General features: G+C 61.5%; 17 protein-coding genes. 10 read left to right on the forward strand and 7 right to left on the reverse strand.

Going from position 1 to position 18,200, the window contains the following annotated elements:
- Window positions 1-10: 10 nt before the first annotated feature.
- Genes MLC70_RS03945 through coxB form a run of 3 tightly spaced genes read right to left on the reverse strand, consistent with a single transcriptional unit; the run spans window position 11 to window position 3,392 of the window.
- Entirely contained in the window at window positions 11-613 is a 603-nt protein-coding gene (locus tag MLC70_RS03945; protein WP_248181775.1) for a cytochrome c oxidase assembly protein, read from the reverse strand.
- A 15-nt stretch (window positions 614-628) separates the two neighbouring features.
- Window positions 629-2,215 carry a cytochrome c oxidase subunit I gene (ctaD, locus tag MLC70_RS03950; protein WP_248181776.1) on the reverse strand — a complete coding sequence of 529 codons (1,587 nt, stop codon included), beginning with the start codon at window positions 2,213-2,215 and terminating at the stop codon, window positions 629-631.
- A gap of 52 nt (window positions 2,216-2,267) precedes the next feature.
- Window positions 2,268-3,392: a cytochrome c oxidase subunit II gene (gene coxB, locus MLC70_RS03955; protein WP_248181777.1), complete on the reverse strand. Its 1,125-nt coding sequence runs from the start codon at window positions 3,390-3,392 to the stop codon at window positions 2,268-2,270.
- Window positions 3,393-3,652: 260 nt separating this feature from the next.
- Between coxB and MLC70_RS03960 the strand changes: the two genes are divergently transcribed.
- From MLC70_RS03960 to MLC70_RS03980, 5 genes are all read left to right on the forward strand, one after another.
- The gene (locus MLC70_RS03960; protein WP_248181983.1) at window positions 3,653-4,924 is read left to right on the forward strand and encodes an MATE family efflux transporter; all 1,272 of its coding nucleotides are present in this window, start codon (window positions 3,653-3,655) and stop codon (window positions 4,922-4,924) included.
- A gap of 161 nt (window positions 4,925-5,085) precedes the next feature.
- Entirely contained in the window at window positions 5,086-5,733 is a 648-nt protein-coding gene (locus MLC70_RS03965; RefSeq protein ID WP_248181778.1) for a hypothetical protein, read from the forward strand.
- Window positions 5,734-5,793: 60 nt separating this feature from the next.
- The gene (locus MLC70_RS03970) at window positions 5,794-6,180 is read left to right on the forward strand and encodes a DoxX family protein (protein ID WP_248181779.1); all 387 of its coding nucleotides are present in this window, start codon (window positions 5,794-5,796) and stop codon (window positions 6,178-6,180) included.
- Between the two features lie 232 nt (window positions 6,181-6,412).
- Window positions 6,413-6,643, forward strand: a complete 231-nt coding sequence (locus tag MLC70_RS03975) for a DUF1653 domain-containing protein (RefSeq protein WP_248181780.1) — start codon at window positions 6,413-6,415, stop codon at window positions 6,641-6,643.
- Window positions 6,644-6,755: 112 nt separating this feature from the next.
- Window positions 6,756-8,078: a Na+/H+ antiporter family protein gene (locus MLC70_RS03980; protein WP_248181781.1), complete on the forward strand. Its 1,323-nt coding sequence runs from the start codon at window positions 6,756-6,758 to the stop codon at window positions 8,076-8,078.
- Window positions 8,079-8,303: 225 nt separating this feature from the next.
- Here the strand turns inward: MLC70_RS03980 and MLC70_RS03985 are convergent, their stop codons facing one another.
- Both MLC70_RS03985 and prlC read right to left on the reverse strand, forming a co-directional pair.
- Window positions 8,304-8,555 carry a YheV family putative zinc ribbon protein gene (locus MLC70_RS03985; protein WP_248181782.1) on the reverse strand — a complete coding sequence of 84 codons (252 nt, stop codon included), beginning with the start codon at window positions 8,553-8,555 and terminating at the stop codon, window positions 8,304-8,306.
- A 1-nt stretch (window position 8,556) separates the two neighbouring features.
- Window positions 8,557-10,602 carry an oligopeptidase A gene (gene prlC, locus MLC70_RS03990; RefSeq protein ID WP_248181783.1) on the reverse strand — a complete coding sequence of 682 codons (2,046 nt, stop codon included), beginning with the start codon at window positions 10,600-10,602 and terminating at the stop codon, window positions 8,557-8,559.
- A 115-nt stretch (window positions 10,603-10,717) separates the two neighbouring features.
- Between prlC and MLC70_RS03995 the strand changes: the two genes are divergently transcribed.
- The 5 genes from MLC70_RS03995 to MLC70_RS04015 all read left to right on the forward strand — a co-directional run bounded on the left by MLC70_RS03995 (window position 10,718) and on the right by MLC70_RS04015 (window position 16,899).
- Complete coding sequence (locus tag MLC70_RS03995) at window positions 10,718-11,254, forward strand: gamma carbonic anhydrase family protein (RefSeq protein ID WP_248181784.1); 537 nt, start codon at window positions 10,718-10,720, stop codon at window positions 11,252-11,254.
- A gap of 118 nt (window positions 11,255-11,372) precedes the next feature.
- Window positions 11,373-11,627 (forward strand): hypothetical protein, encoded by a 255-nt coding sequence (locus MLC70_RS04000; RefSeq protein ID WP_248181785.1) that lies wholly within the window; start codon window positions 11,373-11,375, stop codon window positions 11,625-11,627.
- Window positions 11,617-13,764, forward strand: coding sequence for a glucans biosynthesis glucosyltransferase MdoH (gene mdoH, locus MLC70_RS04005; protein ID WP_248181786.1), 2,148 nt, complete (start codon window positions 11,617-11,619; stop codon window positions 13,762-13,764). The genes MLC70_RS04000 and mdoH overlap by 11 nt, the downstream gene beginning before the upstream one ends.
- A complete protein-coding gene (locus MLC70_RS04010; protein WP_427902088.1) occupies window positions 13,743-15,323 on the forward strand; it encodes an OpgD/OpgG family glucan biosynthesis protein in 1,581 nt (526 codons plus the stop codon). The genes mdoH and MLC70_RS04010 overlap by 22 nt, the downstream gene beginning before the upstream one ends.
- 13 nt (window positions 15,324-15,336) lie before the next feature.
- On the forward strand, window positions 15,337-16,899 hold the full coding sequence (locus MLC70_RS04015) for a sulfatase-like hydrolase/transferase (protein ID WP_248181787.1): 1,563 nt from the start codon (window positions 15,337-15,339) through the stop codon (window positions 16,897-16,899).
- 24 nt (window positions 16,900-16,923) lie between these two features.
- On the opposite strand, the gene MLC70_RS04020 is transcribed toward MLC70_RS04015, so the two are convergent.
- A complete protein-coding gene (locus tag MLC70_RS04020) occupies window positions 16,924-17,241 on the reverse strand; it encodes a PA4642 family protein (protein WP_248181788.1) in 318 nt (105 codons plus the stop codon).
- A gap of 117 nt (window positions 17,242-17,358) precedes the next feature.
- Window positions 17,359-18,198 (reverse strand): flagellar motor protein MotB, encoded by an 840-nt coding sequence (locus MLC70_RS04025; RefSeq protein WP_248181789.1) that lies wholly within the window; start codon window positions 18,196-18,198, stop codon window positions 17,359-17,361.
- Window positions 18,199-18,200: the final 2 nt, after the last annotated feature.

The following is an 18,200-nucleotide window of genomic DNA, read 5'->3' on the forward strand; positions in this document are numbered from 1 at the left end:
CTCCGATGGCTTATCCGTTATCGTTTGTTGTTTTCCTGACCCGGGAATTGTCGGATACGGCCGGCGCGACGTCCTGGTCATACAGCGTGTATGACAGGGTCAGCTTGGTGATGTGCTCCGGCAGGTCCTTATCCACGATAAAGATCAGTGGCATCTCGACGCTTTCACCAGCCTCCAGTGGCTGCTGGTTGAAGCAGAAGCATTCGGTCTTGTGAAAGTACAGGGTGCCCTCTGACGGTGACAGGCTGGGTACCGCCTGACCGACCATGGCCCGGTCCGTCGGGTTCTGGGCAAAATAATTGATGGTCACCGGCTCGCCCGGGTGCACTTCGATGCTGCGAGTCACCGGCCGGAACGTCCAGGGCATGTCGGGACCGTTCTGGGCCAGGAACTGCACCCTGACCGTGCGGTTTTCATCCCGCTCGACGGCTACGGTGGATTCGTAACGCCCACCGGTTTTGCCGTTGATCCCGGTAATTTCACAAAACACGTCGTACAGCGGCACCATGGCGAAACCGAAGGCAAACATGCCCAGCACGCCGGCCATACACCAACCAACCACCCGCACATTGGTGCGGCGTGGCTGTTGCGGGGTCTGATTTGCGTCGGTCATGGCCTGGTGCTCCGGTTATTTGACCACGGGCGGCGTCGAGAAGGTGTGGTAAGGCGCCGGTGAAGGCACCGTCCACTCCAGCCCTTCGGCGCCGTCCCAGGGCTTGGCAGAGGCTTTCTCGCCACCTTTCACGCACTTCACCACGATCAGCAGGAACAACAGCTGCGACGCGCCGAACATGAACGCACCCACGCTGGACACCATGTTGAAGTCAGCGAATTGCAGTGCGTAGTCCGGAATCCGTCGCGGCATGCCGGCCAATCCGAGGAAGTGCATAGGGAAGAACGCCAGGTTCATGCCCACGAACGACAGCCAGAAATGGGTCTTGGCCAGGGTTTCGTCGTACATGTGCCCGGTCCACTTCGGCAGCCAGTAATAGGCCGAGGCGAAGATGCCAAAGATCGCACCCGGCACCAGCACATAGTGGAAGTGGGCCACCACAAAGTAGGTGTCGTGGTACTGGAAGTCCGCCGGTGCAATGGCCAGCATCAGGCCTGAGAAGCCACCGATGGTAAACAGGATCACGAAGGCCACCGAGAACAGCATCGGCGCTTCAAAGGTCAGCGAACCACGGAACATGGTGGCCACCCAGTTGAACACCTTCACCCCGGTGGGCACCGCGATCAACATAGTCGCATACATGAAGAACAGCTGGCCGGCGATCGGTATACCCACGGTGAACATGTGGTGCGCCCAGACCACGAACGACAGCAGGGCAATTGCACCGACGGCGTACACCATGGAGGCATAACCGAACAACGGTTTGCGGGAGAACGCCGGGATGATATGGGACACCGCGCCGAACGCCGGCAGGATCATGATGTAGACCTCCGGGTGGCCGAAGAACCAGAACACGTGCTGGAACAGCACCGGATCACCGCCGCCCGAGGCATCGAAGAAGCTGGTGCCGAAGTTGATATCCATCAGCATCATGGTGACCACGCCCGCCAGTACCGGCATGACGGCAATCAGCAGGAACGCGGTGATCAGCCAGGTCCAGACGAACAGCGGCATCTTCATCAGGGTCATGCCCGGTGCCCGCATGTTGAGGATGGTAGCAATCACGTTGATCGCACCCATGATCGACGACACACCCATGATGTGTACCGCGAAAATGAAGAAGGTGGTACTTGGCGGCCCGTAGGTCGTCGACAGGGGCGCGTAGAAGGTCCAGCCGAAGTTCGGTGCACCGCCGGACATGAACAGCGTGGACACCAGGATCAGGAACGCACACGGCAGCAACCAGAAACTCCAGTTGTTCATCCGTGGCAGCGCCATGTCGGGTGCGCCGATCATCAGTGGCAGCATCCAGTTAGCCAGCCCCACAAAGGCCGGCATCACGGCACCGAACACCATGATCAGACCGTGCATGGTGGTCATCTGGTTGAAGAATTCCGGCTCGACAATCTGCAACCCGGGCTGGAACAGCTCCGCCCGGATGACCATGGCCATGGAGCCCCCGAGCAGGAACATGGCAAAGCTGAAGATCAGGTACATGGACCCGATGTCTTTATGGTTGGTCGTCAGCAACCACCGGCTGAAGCCTTTGGCCGGGCCGTGGTGATGATGATCCTGGGCGTGGGTATCTGCAACCGCACTCATGAAAAACCCCCGTTACCGCCTGTTATTCCGGCTGGTGATGTCGTTTGAGGAATCATTCCTGATTCTTGTACTCGAATACTTCTTTCGGTGTGATCATCTCGCCGGTGTTGTTACCCCATGCGTTACGCTCGTAGGTGATCACCGCGGCCAGATCCACTTCACTGAGCTGGTCGCCGAAAGCCTGCATCGAGGTTCCGGGAACCCCGTTCACCACGACGTTCAGGTGAGCCTGCATGTCTTCGGTTGCTATCTGACTTCCCTTCAGCGCCGGGAATGCCGGTGGCGCGCCGCTGCCGTCAGCCTGGTGACAGGCTGCACAGGCACTGGCATAGGCTTTCTCGCCACGCTCCATCAGCTCGGCCATGCTCCAGTCTTTGCTGGTCAGCTCGCGCTCGCGCTCGGCCGCCGCCCGTTGGTCCGCGACCCACTGATCGTATTCTTCCTGGGGCACCGCCTTGACCACTACTGGCATGAAGCCATGGTCTTTGCCGCACAGCTCGGTGCACTGGCCGCGGTAGATACCGGGCTCGTCCACGCGAGTCCAGGTTTCGTTGATAAAGCCGGGAATGGCGTCTTTCTTGACACCGAAAGCGGGCACCCACCAGGAGTGGATCACGTCGTTGGCGGTCAGCAGCAGCCGCACCTTCTTGCCCACCGGAATCACCAGCGGGTTGTCGACATCCAGCAGGTAATTCTCGGTCTTGGCGACGCGGTTGTAGATCTCGTCCTTGCTGGTCGACATGTTCGAGAAGAAACCGAAATCCTCCTCGATGTAGTCGTACTTCCATCGCCACTGGTAGCCGGTGACCTTGATGTCAACATCCGATTCGGTGGTGTCGTACATATCAACCAGTGTGGCCGTGGCGGGAATGGCCATGACCACAAGAATGACGAACGGAATGATGGTCCAGAGTATTTCCACCAGGGTGTTCTCGTGGAAATTCGCCGGTTTGGCGCCCTTGGACTTTCGGTGAGCGAAGATTGACCAGAACATCACCCCGAATACCACGACGCCGATGGCGACACAGATCCAGAGAATGGTCATATGAAGGCTGAAAATTTCATTACTGGTACCGGTGACCCCGGGTGCCATGTTCAACGTCCAGTCCGCCATGGACCAGGCGGGGAACATCAGGCCGCCCAAAAGGACACCTGCCCGCTTAGCGTGCACGCGCATACTGTGTCTCCACAGAGTGTTATTCTTGTCGGATTTTGGCGTTCGATCCCTCCGTTCCGGCGGCGCTCGCACACGCAATCGGTTCAGAGTGGAAGTCTGCTTATGGATAACTCAGTGTGGAGTATAGACACAGATCAAAGAAAAGCTAAAAAACGACTAAACCCAAAAGTACTAAGAAGGTATCTTTAAGAATCAAATTGAATAAGCGTTTCTCGCTCTCCGTCACAGACCGCCGGCTGTGGGCCCTCGCCTGGCCACTGATGCTGACCAATCTGACCGTCCCTCTGTTGGGTCTGGTGGATACCGCTGTGCTCGGCCACCTGGACAGCCCGGAATATCTGGGGGCCGTGGCGGTGGGCGCCAATCTGTTCAGCATTCTGTACTGGACCTTCGGCTTCATGCGTATGGGCACCACTGGCCTCGCAGCTCAGGCCTGGGGCAAGCGCGACGAATTCGGTCAGGTGGCCCTGTTGGTGCGCTCGCTGGTTCTGGCTGTCGGCATCGGGCTATTGCTGATTCTGTTCCACCAACCGCTGATTCAGCTGGGCCTGACCCTGATGAACCCCAGTGAACGGGTTACCGAACTGGCCGCCAGCTACGCGGCCATCCGGATCTGGAGCGCGCCGGCGGTGTTGTGCCAGTACACCCTGGTGGGCTGGCTGATCGGCACCCAGTTTGCCCGTGCACCCATGATCATGCTGATTGTCGCCAACAGCCTGAACATCGTTCTGGACGTGCTGTTCGTCACGGTGTTCGGCTGGAACAGCCAGGGCGTGGCGATTGCCACCGTCATTGCGGAATATTCAGCGGCGGCGATCGGGTTTCGCCTGGTCCTGCTGCGCCTGCCGGCGGACCAGGGCTTCAGCCGCGCGCTGATGGGCCAGCTGTCAGACTATGCGCGGATTCTTCAGGTCAATCACTACATCATGGTGCGAACCATTGCGTTGCTGCTGGTGCTGGCGTTTTTTACCGCCCAGGGTGCACGGCAAGGGGATACCATCCTCGCCGCCAACGCGGTGCTGATCACCTTTCTGCTGGTGATTTCTAACGGCCTGGACGGTTTCGCCAATGCCGCCGAAGCGCTGATCGGGGAAGCCGTCGGCAAGGGTAGCCGCCGACGCTTCCGGCTGGTGTTCCGCACCGCATTGCGCTGGTCACTGTATGGCTCGCTCATCTTCACCGTGGCCTTTGTACTGGGCGGGCGCCATCTCATCAGCCTGCTCACCGGCATTGACGAGGTTCGTACCACGGCCTGGCAGTACCTGCCGTGGCTGTGGGCGCTCCCGCTCACTGCGGTCTGGGGCTTCCTGCTGGACGGCGTATTCATTGGCGCCACCCGAACCCGCGACATGCAGAACACCATGCTGTTCTCAGCCCTGGTGGTATTCCTGCCGGTCTGGTGGCTGACCACAGGCTGGGGCAATCACGGCCTGTGGTTCTCGCTGATCTGCCTGATGGTGGCCCGTGCCCTCACCATGGGCGGCCTGTTTCTGGCCCACAGCCGCCGTGATCGCTGGTTTACTCCCCAGTGACGATTATCGAAAAGCAGGCTGGAAAATCTCGACTACAATAATTCTAAACGGCAGGCTTGTCGCGGTAGCCAGCCCCTGCTCACCTGCCCCCAGCGACCCTTTTGTGAACCATGGGAGGCGCCTTGCGACCTCATCTCGTTCAGACACCGGCAATCCCTGAAATGACACCACAGGCAGTCCTCAACATTATTGACCAGGCACGACGGCAGGAAGCCCGCTCCGGCACTTTTCTTCGCCAGCTGAGGGAGAAAGCTGCGTCCTTGCCGGGCACCATCACCATAGAGGGATACCAACCGGCTACCTGCCTGTTCCAGTTTGCGGTGGAATACATCGAAATGGCACCGCGGCTGATCGAGTGCGTGGAAGCCTGCGCCCGGGAAGCCGACAAGGCCGATCTGTTCGCTCCGTTCATCGATGCCGCCACCCGCTATTTCACTCAGCCGTCGGTGCTGCTGGTGCGCTATGACGGTCTCGACGGCCTGCTGATCCGTGCCTACCTGTGCCATCGTCTGATGGAGGAGATGTATGAGAACAACCGCTCCATCCGCGCCAGTGACCTGGTGGACATCGAGACCACCCAGGCCAACCTCCTGGTACACCAGCTGATCGGTGAGCCCTTCGCCAACGAACTCGACGACGCCATCACGCTGACCGTTCTCCAGATCGCCGGCACACCGGACTATTACGAACTCAATCTCGACCCGTTTGTGGAGCACGCCAGGAACGCCGCCTGGGACTGGATGCGGCACTACTGGGAAAACCTGCTGGTGCGCAACCACATTCGTTTCTCGCTGGGCAACAGCCTCTGATTGCAGGTAATCTAGCGCCTTTCTGAATGCCTACCGATGATGACCTGAAAGGAGACTCCCATGCTGGATAACGCAGACCTTGGAAAACTGATCATTCGCCTGACGCTCGGCGGCATCATGCTGTTTCATGGCGTGGCCAAATTGTTCCACGGTGTCGGCTTTATTGAAGGTCAGCTGGCCAGTCACGGGATCCCTGCGTTCTTTGCCTACGGCGTTTTCATCGGCGAGCTGCTGGCGCCGCTGATGGTGGTGCTGGGTTACCAGACCCGCATTGGCGCGCTGCTGATTGCCTTCAACATGCTGGTGGCCATTGCGCTGGTGCACGGCCACGAGTTGATGGCGCTGGGCAGCAACGGAGGCTGGGCGCTGGAGCTGCAGGGCTTCTTCCTGTTTACTGCGATTGCCCTGATGTTCCTCGGGCCGGGTCGCTATAAACTGAAGAACTGACCCACCGGCTGACCCGGTTTCGACCGGCTTTCTTGGCGGCGTAGAGCGCCTCGTCCGCACGCTGGATGAGCTCGGCGGGCTCGCCGCCCGGCCACTGAGCTCCCACAGCACCGACACCTGATCCGCCGACAGCCCTCATGCATCCCTGTCAGATTGGTGTTAACTTTAGACGCTTACCGGCGGAACGTCTTCCGCCGGGGTCAATAACGTCAATCCGCTCCGGAGACCGCCGATGACGGACAAAAAACCAGAATTGCGCCCGGGCAGGTATCGCCATTACAAGGGAAAGGACTATCAGGTACTCGAGGTTGCCCGCCACAGTGAAACCGAGGAGAAACTGGTGGTGTATCGCTGCCTGTATGGTGACCACAGCCTCTGGGTTCGCCCGCTTGCCATGTTCCAGGAGACCGTGGATGTTGCCGGTGAGCAGATTCCCCGCTTTGCCTGGGTCAGTGAAGACTGACTTCATCCGGTTTTGACTGCTGCAACGATTTCCTGCACATTAGCGCGCTTTTCATGATGCCGGCCCCCACAAGGGGCCGGGTAAACCTGTAATTCCTATCCGGAGTTTTGCCATGAATGCCGTTGTTGCTGCGGTTGCCATCATGCTCGTGCTGAGTTTGTGCCGCATTCACGTTGTTGTTGCCCTGATCATCGGTGCCGTATCCGGCGGCCTGATCGCTGGGCTGTCCCTGGAAGCCACCATCGAGGCCTTCAATAACGGTCTTGGCGGCGGTGCCACCGTGGCACTGTCCTACGCCACCCTGGGCGCGTTTGCCGTGGCCATCGGCAAGTCCGGTCTTGCCCACGCCCTGGCCGACAAGGCGCTGGCACTGGTCGGCCGCCAGAACCCGGGCATGGCCGTTGGCGGGCTGCGCTTCCTCATCATCGGCCTGCTGCTGGCCATTGCCATCTCATCCCAGAACATCCTGCCGATCCACATCGCGTTCATACCCCTGGTGGTGCCACCGTTGCTGTACGTGATGGCGAAACTGAACATGGACCGCCGTCTGGTCGCCTGTGTACTGACCTTTGGTCTGATCACCCCGTACATGTTCCTGCCGGTGGGGTTCGGCGGCATCTACCTGAACGAAATCCTGCTGGCCAATGTGGGCGACAACGGCGTCGATGCCAGCGATCTGAACGTCATGTTTGCCATGGCCCTGCCGGCCCTCGGCATGCTCTGTGGCCTGCTGGTGGCGGTCTTCTTCAGCTACCGCGGTGATCGCCACTACAATATGGAAACGCTGGCAAAAACCGAGCGGGTCGATGTGCACTACAACAGCCGCACCTTGTTCATGGCGCTGGTCGCTATTGTCACGGCCTTCGTGGTCCAGCTCTGGCTGGGCTCGATGATTCTCGGCGCCCTGGCCGGTTTCGTGCTGTTCAATGTGTCCGGAGTGGTCAAATGGAAAGAGGCCGACGACCTGTTTACCGAGGGCATGAAGATGCTGGCAATGATTGGCTTCATCATGATCGCAGCCTCCGGGTTTGCCGAGGTAATGCGGGAAACCGGCGAGATCAAGACGCTGGTGGAAAGCTCGGCGGCCACCATCGGTGACAACAAGGCCATGGCCGCCTTGCTGATGCTGGTGGTGGGCCTGCTGATCACCATGGGCATCGGCTCGTCATTCTCCACCATCCCCATCATCGCCGCCCTGTATGTGCCCCTGGCCCTGCAGATGGGCTTCAGCCCGCTGGCCATCGTCGCCCTGGTCGGCACCGCCGGTGCCCTGGGCGATGCTGGCTCCCCGGCGTCCGATTCCACCCTTGGGCCCACGGCCGGCCTGAACGTGGACGGCCAGCACAACCACATCTGGGACACGGTAGTGCCGACGTTCCTGCACTATAACCTGCCGTTACTCGGGTTCGGGTGGTTGGCGGCTATGGTGCTTTGAGTTTGATGGTTTGAATTTGGTGCGTGCCTGCTTTTGTAGCCTGCTGGTTGGCAGGGGTAAGGGTTTCCCGGTTAACGCACCAAAGCAATCTCTGATTGGTCAAAAAAAAGAGGGTCTGGCGGCACATTCCAAAACATTAAAAGAAACCGTGTTTCTCCGTTTTGGAATGTTCCCCCAGACCCTCTCACTCTCCCAACAAGCAGGCTACAAGGCCAATCCCAGACCTCAGTCCTCAGACCCGGACTTGAAAAACACCACCTGCTTCACCGTATGGTCGTCTTCATTCTTGCGCTTGTTCACCCGCGTCTCCAGCTCGGGCGCAGCGGGCTGCTCCACGTCCGACACCGCATCGGTGAAACCGCAGGCCACGCACTCGCGCACCTGATCGTCATCGTCGGTGGTGAACATCATGATCTTGTCCATCTCCGCGCAGCGGGGGCAGACGGCACCGGCGATAAAGCGTTTCGGGCTCGCCATATCAAGCAGCCTCCCCGGTGATGCCGTTCTGCCGCAACAACGCATCCACCTGCGGTTCGCGGCCGCGGAAGGCCTTGAACAGTTCCATCGGCTCCTGGGACCCGCCTTTCTCAAGGATGTTGTGCAGGAAGGCCTTGCCGGTTTCCGGATCGAAGATGCCGCGCTCCTCAAACAACGAGAAGGCATCCGCTGCCAGTACTTCTGCCCACTTGTAGCTGTAGTAACCCGCGGCGTAACCGCCCGCGAAGATATGAGAGAAGCTGTTGGGGAAGCGGTTGAACGCCGGAGCCTGGACCACTGCGATTTCTTCCCGCACGGTACGGTGCATATCCAGCGGGTTGGTGGGGGCGTCACTGGTGAATTCCGCGTGCAGGCGGAAATCGAACAGGGAGAATTCCAGCTGGCGCACCATGGCCATGCCGGACTGGAAGTTCTTGGCCGCCAGCAGTTTCTGCAACAGATCGTCCGGCAGCGGTTCCCCGGTGTCGTGGTGCGAGGCGATCAGCGCCAGGGACTCCGGGTTCCAGCACCAGTTCTCCAGGAACTGGCTGGGCAGTTCCACCGCGTCCCACGCCACGCCATTGATACCGGACACATCAATCACATCCACCTGGGTCAGCATGTGGTGCAGGCCGTGGCCGAATTCGTGGAACAGGGTGGTCACTTCGTCGTGGGTCAGCAGGGACGGCTTGCCGTTCACCGGCGGGGTGAAGTTACAGGTCAGGAACGCCACGGGCAGTTGCAGCTGCCCGCGCAGGTTCTGCCAGCGTACCCGGCAATCCGCCATCCAGGCGCCGCCACGCTTGCCCTGGCGGGCAAAGAGGTCAAGATAGAACCAGGCCAGCGGCTCGCCATTGCGGCTGATGCAGTAGGCGGTGGCGTCCTCGTGCCAGGTTTCCACCTCGGGCTTTGCCTCGATCTGGACATCGAACAGCTTTTCCGCCACGCGGAACAGACCCGGCACCACCTTGTCCACCGGGAACCAGGGACGCAGGGTTTCCGGGGAGATGTCGTAGCGCTGCTGGCGCAGTTTTTCGCTGTAATAGCCCAAATCCCACGCCTGCAGATCGTTGACCCCGTACTCGTCTCTGGCGAACGCCTGCAGTTCGGAAAACTCCTTCTCCGCCTGCGGCTTGGCTTTGGTCGCCAGCTGGTTGAGGAAGTCCAGCACTTCGTCGGTGCTGCGGGCCATTTTGGTGGCCAGCGAGCGCTCGGCGTAGTTGTCAAAGCCCAGCAACTGGGCGAGGGCATGGCGACGCTTGAGGATTTCCGCCATCACCGGCGTGTTGTCCCAGGTACCGGCGTCCGGGCCCATGTCGGAGGCACGGGTCACAAAGGCTTCGTAGACTTCGCGCCGCAGGTCGCGGTTGTCACCGTAGGTCATCACCGGGAAGAAGCTGGGGAAATCCAGGGTGATCACATAGCCATCAAGGTCTTTCTGTTTGGCCGCCTGTCTGGCGCCGTCAATGGCGCTCTCCGGCAGACCCACCAGCTGATCAACGTCGGTTATGTGTTTGTACCAGTGCTGGGTGGCATCCAGCACGTTATCGCTGAACCGGTTGGACAACTCCGCCAGCTCCCGGGACAATTCCGCATACTGTTTTTTCTGCTCCGCGGGCAGATCCACGCCACCCAGGTGGAAGTCCCGCAGGGTATTCTCTACCGACTTGCGCTGGGCCTCGCTCAGCTGACCGAAATCCTCACGCGCTGCCAGTTTCTTGTAGGCGTTACACAGGGCTTCGTTCTGGCTCAACTCGGTACTGTACTCGGTGAGTTTTTCGAGGCAGCGCTTGTAGACCTTGCGCAGCTCGTCGTTGTTCATCACGCCGTTCAAGTGCGAAATCACCGACCAGGCGTTGCTGAGCTTGTCTTCCAGCTCCTGCATCGGCTGCGCCAGGGTGGTCCAGTCCGGGTCTTCATTCTGGGCGAGACTGGCGATTTTCATGCGGTTTTCACTGAGAATCTGGTCAATCGCCGTGTCCATGTGCTCGGTGCGGACATGGTCGAACTTCGGCAGCAGGTCGTCGGTCAGTAGCGGGTTATTCATAGGTCCCCTTCTCAACTATCAATTTGTGAGGTAGCGTCGGCTTATCAGACCTCGGGGAAAGGCCCCTCCCACAGGCACCCCGAGCCTCCGGGTAAACGCTCTACAGGTATATGTAATGACGAATGTACGTTCTCACAAGGGTATCACGCCACAATTTGGCGAGCGCGCCTGGATTGACCCCAGCGCGGTGGTTATCGGCGACGTCAGAACCGGGGATGACTGTTCCATCTGGCCGATGACGGTAGTGCGGGGTGACATGCACAACATCCGCATCGGCCACCGCTGCAGCGTGCAGGACGGTTCGGTGCTGCACATCACCCACGCCAGCGATTTCAACCCCGGGGGCTACCCGCTGACGCTCGGCGATGACGTCACCGTGGGCCACAAGGCTTTGCTGCACGGCTGCACCATCGGCAGCCGGGTGCTGGTGGGTATGGGCTGCATCATCATGGACGGTGCCGTGGTGGAAGACGATGTAATCGTGGCCGCAGGCTGCCTGGTACCGCCGGGGAAAACCCTGAAGTCCGGCTATCTGTATGTGGGCTCGCCCTGCAAACAGGCGCGGCCGCTGAGCGAAAAGGAGCTGACTTTCTTCCGCTACACCGCTGCCAATTACGTCAAGCTGAAAGACCAATACCTTAATGATCAGTAACCGGGTGGTCTGACTTCCCCGCCTTCGCCGTATGTTTCCCTGCGATGACAGTTCGCAGGAGCTGCTGTGTCACCGCTTTCCGGTCCGCGATCACGGACCGTTTTCTACGGAGGCAATGGTGAAGGAACTGGATTTTCCCCTGTCAGACCGAACGCGGTTGTATCTGGACGCCATCGCTGCGCCGTTGTCTCAGCCTCAGCGTCAGGATCTTGCCCGGGTCATCGCGCAAGCGCTCGCCGCTGGCCAGGTGTCGACCGACGGCCAGGTGAGATCGCTGGCGCTTGACTGGAGCGACCGCCAGCAGGCTGCGACGCGGCCGCAACAGCCGCCACTGCGGCGGACCAGCATGGGCTACTTCCACCATGGCGGATAATGCCTCCAACTGGAAAGCGGTTGCGATACGCCGCCGTGCGGTGCTCGCCCTGGTGGTGTTTACACAGACCACGCTGGCCGTAGGGTTACTGGCGCAGATTCTGCCGGACGCCACCACGCTGACGGGCCTGACCATCATCGGTCTGTTCGCCCTGTTGCAACTGTGGATTGCGGTGGGCTTCTGGACAGCCCTGACCGGCGTGCTGATGCGCCTGCGCGGCGGCGACCCTCTCAACCCAGGCCATCGTCTGGCCGCCAGCGGGCTTGACGACACCCCGCTCGCCGCCACCGCCGTGGTCATGCCTATTTATCATGAACCGGTACAACGCACCCTGGACGGCCTCAAGGCGATCTACCGGGATCTGGAACGCAGCGGCCAGCTGCAACACTTCGAATTCTACATTCTCTCGGACAGCCGGGACCCCGAGGTCTGGCTGGCGGAACGGGCTCATTGGCAGGCGCTGTGCCGGGAGCTGGGCAGCGACCGTATTTTCTATCGCCGGCGTACCGTCAACCTCAACTACAAAAGCGGCAATGTGGCCGATTTCCTGCGCCGCTGGGGCAGGGCGTATCGCTACCTGGTGGTACTGGACGCCGACAGCCTGCTCAGCGGCGAGTGTCTGACCCGGCTGGTGCAGGTGATGGAACACGCACCCCGCACCGGCATACTGCAGACCGCTCCCCGGCTGGCGCGGGCAAGTACCTGGTTTGCCCGCCTGCAGCAGTTTGCCAGTCACGCCTACGGCCCGCTGTATACCCGCGGGCTGGCGGCGATTCAGATGGGCGAGGCGGCCTATTGGGGCCACAACGCCATTCTCCGGGTTGAGGCATTCATGAGCCATTGCGGATTGCGCAAGCTCCGGGGCCCGGGACTGTTTGGTGGCCCGGTGATCAGCCACGATTTCGTCGAAGCCGCCTACCTCGGGCGGGCCGGCTACGACACCTGGCTGGTGCCGGAACTGGCCGGCAGTTTCGAGGAATCCCCGCCGAGTCTTGAAGACGATCTGGTGCGGGACCGCCGCTGGTGCCGCGGTAATCTGCAACATCTCTGGATCCTGTTGTTCGAACCCGGGCTGACCTTTGCCCACCGCATGGCGCTGTTTACCGGTGTCATGTCTTATGTGGCCTCCCCCTTATGGCTGACGTTCCTGGCGCTTTCTGCGGTGGTGGCCCTGCAGCCGGCGATGGTCTCCACCCTGAGCGATGCTCACCACAGCGGCGCCGGTGTCGCGGCGTGGGTACTGACCATCAGCACGGTGTCGATGCTGTTCGGACCGCGCGTGCTGGCCATCGCCGACGTGTTACTGGCCGGGCAGGGCAAGGCCTTTGGTGGTCGCCGCCGTTTGCTGGCCAGCGCCATCGGGGAAACCCTGGTGTCGCTGCTGCTGGCCCCGGTCCGCATGGTGGCCCACAGCCGCTTTGTGCTGACCGCACTGGCCAATCTTCCGGTGTTATGGGCCGGGCAGAACCGCACGGACCGGACCTCCTGGCGCAGGGCACTGGCCGCCCACGGCCCGGGTCTGCTGGCAGGCAGCGCACTGCTGGCGGTCGGCGCTGCCTCAGGGAACATGCTCTGGCTGTGGACCCTGCCCATCACCCTGCCGCTGGTACTGGCACCGGTCATGGCCGTGCTGCTCAGTCGATACGCATCCCCCCGGTCACTGCCCACGGTGGTGAACACCCGCGCGCCAGCAGTGGTGCGGCTGGCCGACACCGCCCCGGCAACCCCTGAGACGTCCGCCGGCCTGAGCCGTTTCCAGCAGGCCGTGGTGTTCCCCGCCGCCAACCTGCACGCAGCGGCGCGGCAAAGACCCGGCACATCCGGACGCAAACGGCGGATTCTGGACGCATTGGTGCACCGCTGCCTGCAGGAGGGACCGGACGCCCTGACCTGGCGCGAACAAAGCCTGATCTGCGATCACGGCGATGCCCTGCGCCAGTTGCACGATCGGGTCTGGCAGGCGCCGTCAGACAACTACTGGGGTCAACTACTTGGCAAGCTTGAACACGGCAACCGGCACGCCCACTCTGCAGCGACGCCCGGCCGTACCGATTCCGGACCCGACCGGGGCGCAGAAGACACCCCGTCAACCGTTGTATTTCACAGGGAATTTCCGTGGATAGACGCACGCTACTGAAACTCGGCCTGCTGCTGGGCTGCGCCCTGCCTCTGGCCCGCATGCCGCTGACTCAGGCGGCCACGGGCACAGCGCCGGACAACGCCGGCCAGCCGTTCAGTCACGACTGGCTTCGTCAGCATGCCCGCGCGCTTGCCGCAAAGCCGTATCAGTCCAGACAGGCCGGCCTCCCTGCGGCGTTGAACAACCTCAGCTGGGACGACTATCAGAGCATTCGCTTCAGGCCCGATCATGCGTTGTGGCGGGGGAACGGCAGCCCATTCCGGGCGCAGTTTTTTCACCTTGGCCTGTATTTTCGCAAGCCGGTGCAGTTTTTCGAAGTTCGCGACGGGGTCGCCCAACCGATTCCCTATCGCGCGGATCATTTCGAGCACGGCGATGGGATCCGTACCGACGACCTGCCGGAAGATCTGGGCTACGCGGGCTTCCGCATCCATGGCCATCAGGATTTCCGCCGTGACCTGGTTGCCTTCCTGGGGGCCAGCTATTTTCGCGCCGTGGGCGAATCGCGGCAGTACGGACTGTCCGCCCGCGGCCTGGCCATCGATACCGGCCTGCCCCGGGAGGAGGAGTTCCCGGATTTCACCGCATTCTGGCTGGAAACCCCGGCGGCAGGCGCCACCGACGTGGTGGTCCATGCCCTGCTGGATTCCCCCAGCATCACCGGGGCCTACCGTTTACGGCTGCGGCCCGGAAAGAACATGGTAATGGACATCAGTGCCTCCCTGTACCCACGTCAGGCCATCGAGCGCATCGGCATTGCACCGTTGACCAGCATGTACCAGACCGGGGAGAACGACCGCCGTAAAGCCAACGACTGGCGGCCGGAAATCCACGACTCCGACGGCCTCGCGCTCTGGACCGGTGCCGGTGAACGGCTGTGGCGACCACTGGTCAACCCGCGCACCCTGCGGGTCAGCCATTTCCGCGATGACAACCCCCGGGGCTTCGGGCTGATGCAGCGGGACCGGGAGTTCAGCCACTATCAGGACGACGGTGTGTTTTATGAGCGCCGGCCGAGCCTGTGGGTAGAGCCCCGACAGGGGTGGGGCAGCGGTGACGTGGTGCTGGTGGAGATACCCACCGACGACGAAACCTTCGACAACATCGTCGCCTTCTGGCACCCGCACCAACCTCTGAAACCGGGCAACGAACACCGTCTGGATTACCGGCTGACCTGGGGCGAGCATCACCCGCACCCGGCGCCAGAGCTGGCCACCACCCGCGCCACCCGCACCGGTATTGGTGGCGTCGTCGGCCAGCCCCGGCGTTATTTCTCACGCCGCTTTGCGGTGGATTTTTCCGGTGGCCAGTTAGCCATGCTGGCCAACAACACCAATGTAGAGGCCATTGTGAGCGCCAGTCGCGGCCGGGTTGAGCTGGTATCCGCCCGCCCGCTTCATGCTCTCAATGGATATCGCGCCATGTTCGACCTGGTGCCGGATGACACCGCCGAGCCTGTGGAGCTGCGGCTGTTTCTGCGCCTCGGCGCGCAGGCGCTGACGGAAACCTGGCTGTACCAGTATTCCCCGCCGCCACTTACAGAACGAACGTTCTGACGGAACAACACTGATGACGAAAACCTCGCTGTTTCTGGCGCTGATCCTGAACCTGATGCTGGTGGCCCTTACCGTATCCGGCTTTGCTTACACACCCTGGCTGGCGCTGGAAACTCTGTTTCTGTGGGGGTTGTTCGCGGCTTTACCCCCCGGCAGCCTGCAACGCCGGCTGGCCATGGTGGCGGGTATAACCTACGCCTTCGTGGCCGCCCTGGTGGTGGTGGACCTGCTGGTGCAGCAAACCCTCGGGCGCCCCCTGAATCTGTATCTGGAACTCGGCGTCGCCGGCGCAGCCTACCACCTGCTGCATACCAATCTGGGCGCCGCGCTGGCGGTCATGGTGTTGGTGTTATTGCTGGTGATTCTGATCGCGCTGGGCACGCTGTTTGCCTCCCTGCTGCAACGACTGGCCCACCACACCCCCCGGCAGGCTCCCAGAATGCTGATCGCCGCGGCGGTCGGGCTCACCGGCCTGACATTCGCGCTGCCGGCGCCCATCGCAGCAACCGGCACAGCGTTATTGGGCAGGCAGGTGGCGCTGGCGACCGACACCCACGAGGCCACGCAATCATTCCAGTTGGGTATCGCGCAGGGTGAGAGCCTGGGCAGCCGGACCCTGGCCGATCTGGCTGGCAAGGATGTGATCCTCGGCTTCGTGGAATCCTATGGTATCTCGGCCCTCACCGACCCCCGTTATGGACCGAGAATAGTGCCGCGCCTCGAGCGCATGGAAGCCACGCTGCGGGAACGGGGCCTGCATCTGGTAAGCGGGCGCCTGACCTCGCCGGTGCAAGGGGGCCAGTCCTGGCTTGCCCATATGACCCTGCTCAGCGGGCAATGGGTCGACAGCCAGCTCGACTACGACATTCTTCTCAGCAGCCGGCACACCACACTGATCGACGACATGAAGCAGACCGGGCACAACACCGTGGCGGTGATGCCGGCGATTACCCGCCCATGGCCGGAAGGCCGGCGCTTCGGCTACGACCGCATTTACGACGCCGGCTCCATGGGCTACCAGGGACCGCCCTTCAACTGGGTAACCATGCCGGACCAGTACACCTGGTCCTGGTTCGAGCAGGAGCTGCGCCGACCATCACCGCAGCCGCTGTTCGCCGAAATGGCGCTGATCAGCAGCCACGCCCCGTGGGTGCCCATTCTGCCGGTACTGGAGGACTGGAGCGAGATCGGCAACGGTCAGGTCTTTGACACCTGGCGCGACAGCGGCGAGGCGCCCGCCAGCCTGTGGCGGGACCCGGACCGGGTACGTGCCCATTACAGCCAGGCCCTCGACTATGCCCTGGAAGTCATCACCGGCTACGCCGATCAGTTCATGGATGACGACACCCTGCTGATCATCGTCGGTGACCACCAGCCGGCGCCGCTGATCACCGGCGACAACGCCAGCCGCGACGCGGTCATCCACATCATCAGTGCCGACCCCGCGCTGGTGGAACCTTTTCTGCACGCGGGACTGCCGGGGTTTCAGGCCGGTGCACTGCCGGATCTGGACACCACCGGCCTGCCAATGGATCGCTTCCGCCTCGTGTTCCAGGATATCTTTTCCGGGAACTGAGGAATTGCACCTGGCGGCGAGCACTCAGCTCCCGGCTTCGGCCCGGGTTTTGGCGCCCGCTGCTTTCAAAGCGGCGGCGTATTCCGTGCTCCGACGATGGGCCTGGATGTGGTCCAGAATGGTTTCCCCGGATTCGCCCACCGCATTGAGATTGCGGCCGGCGGCCACAAAAAATCCGATCAAACGCTCGAAATCCCCCGCACGCATGGCCTGGTAGGCTTTGTGCAATACCAGGAAATCGGCATCGATGCCCGGCGCGGCCGGTTCGATGGCGAGGAAACTCCTGACGCGCTCGTCGCTCCACTCTTCGCCAATGACTTTAGGTTTGTCTGGTCCGCTCATGGTCTCTCCCGGTGATTGTCCGGTTGTTGGTTCAAACAGGGGGCACAGTATAAGGATCTGAATGCAAAGAAGTTAGTTGAATTGACTATGAGAAGCTTTCACCCGGGCATAAGCGCCTCAGGGCATGATGTCCACCGGCGCTTCCGGTTCAGCGGCCGGCAGGCCGTTCCCACAGTCGGGGTTACGGATGGCAATCTCCACCCGCCGGTTTTTGGCGCGGTTCTCGTCACTGTCGTTGGGCGCCAACGGGTTGGTTTCGGCACGGCCCGCAGCAACCACCCGTTCCGCCGGTACCTGGCGGTTCATCACCAGCTCGTGAACCACCGACACCGCCCGCGCGGCCGACAGGTCCCAGTTGGAACGGTAGCGACTGCTGGCAATCGGGCGGTCATCGGTATACCCGGACACCAGCACATCGCCACGGCACTCCGCCAGCACCCCCACAACCCGATCAATGATCGGCAGCATTTCGGGCTTGATGGCGGCATCCCCTGAACGGAAAGTGGCCTCTTCCGAGAAACGGATCACCACCTGGTTTTCATCGTAGTTGACACTCAGGGCTTCCGACGCCACCTCGCGCTCCAGCTCACGGATCATGCGCGAGGCCAGATCCACAATGCCGGCAGGCACACCGGTGGTCTCGACGCCGGCCGTCCGCTCATCAATGAATTCCGGCTCGCTGGTCATCGAGTCACTGGGCTCCGGCAAAGACACCGTGTCCGTTTCAATCAACGTCAACGGCGAGCCACCAACACCCTCGGCCAATACATTGCCACTGCCGAAGGCCACCGCCATCGAGTTCGCCATAGCGCGGTATTTTTCCACGTCCATCTCGGCAAACGACAGCAACAGGATGAAAAACGTCAGCAGCAGGGTCGCCAGATCGGCAAAGGTCACGATCCATGCCGGGGTCTGATTCCGCAGCCGCAGCTTGTCCTTTTTCCACACGTGTTCCAAGG

Origin of the sequence: Marinobacter goseongensis (assembly GCF_023156235.1) — a bacterium.
GTDB classification, from domain to species: Bacteria; Pseudomonadota; Gammaproteobacteria; order Pseudomonadales; family Oleiphilaceae; genus Marinobacter; species Marinobacter goseongensis.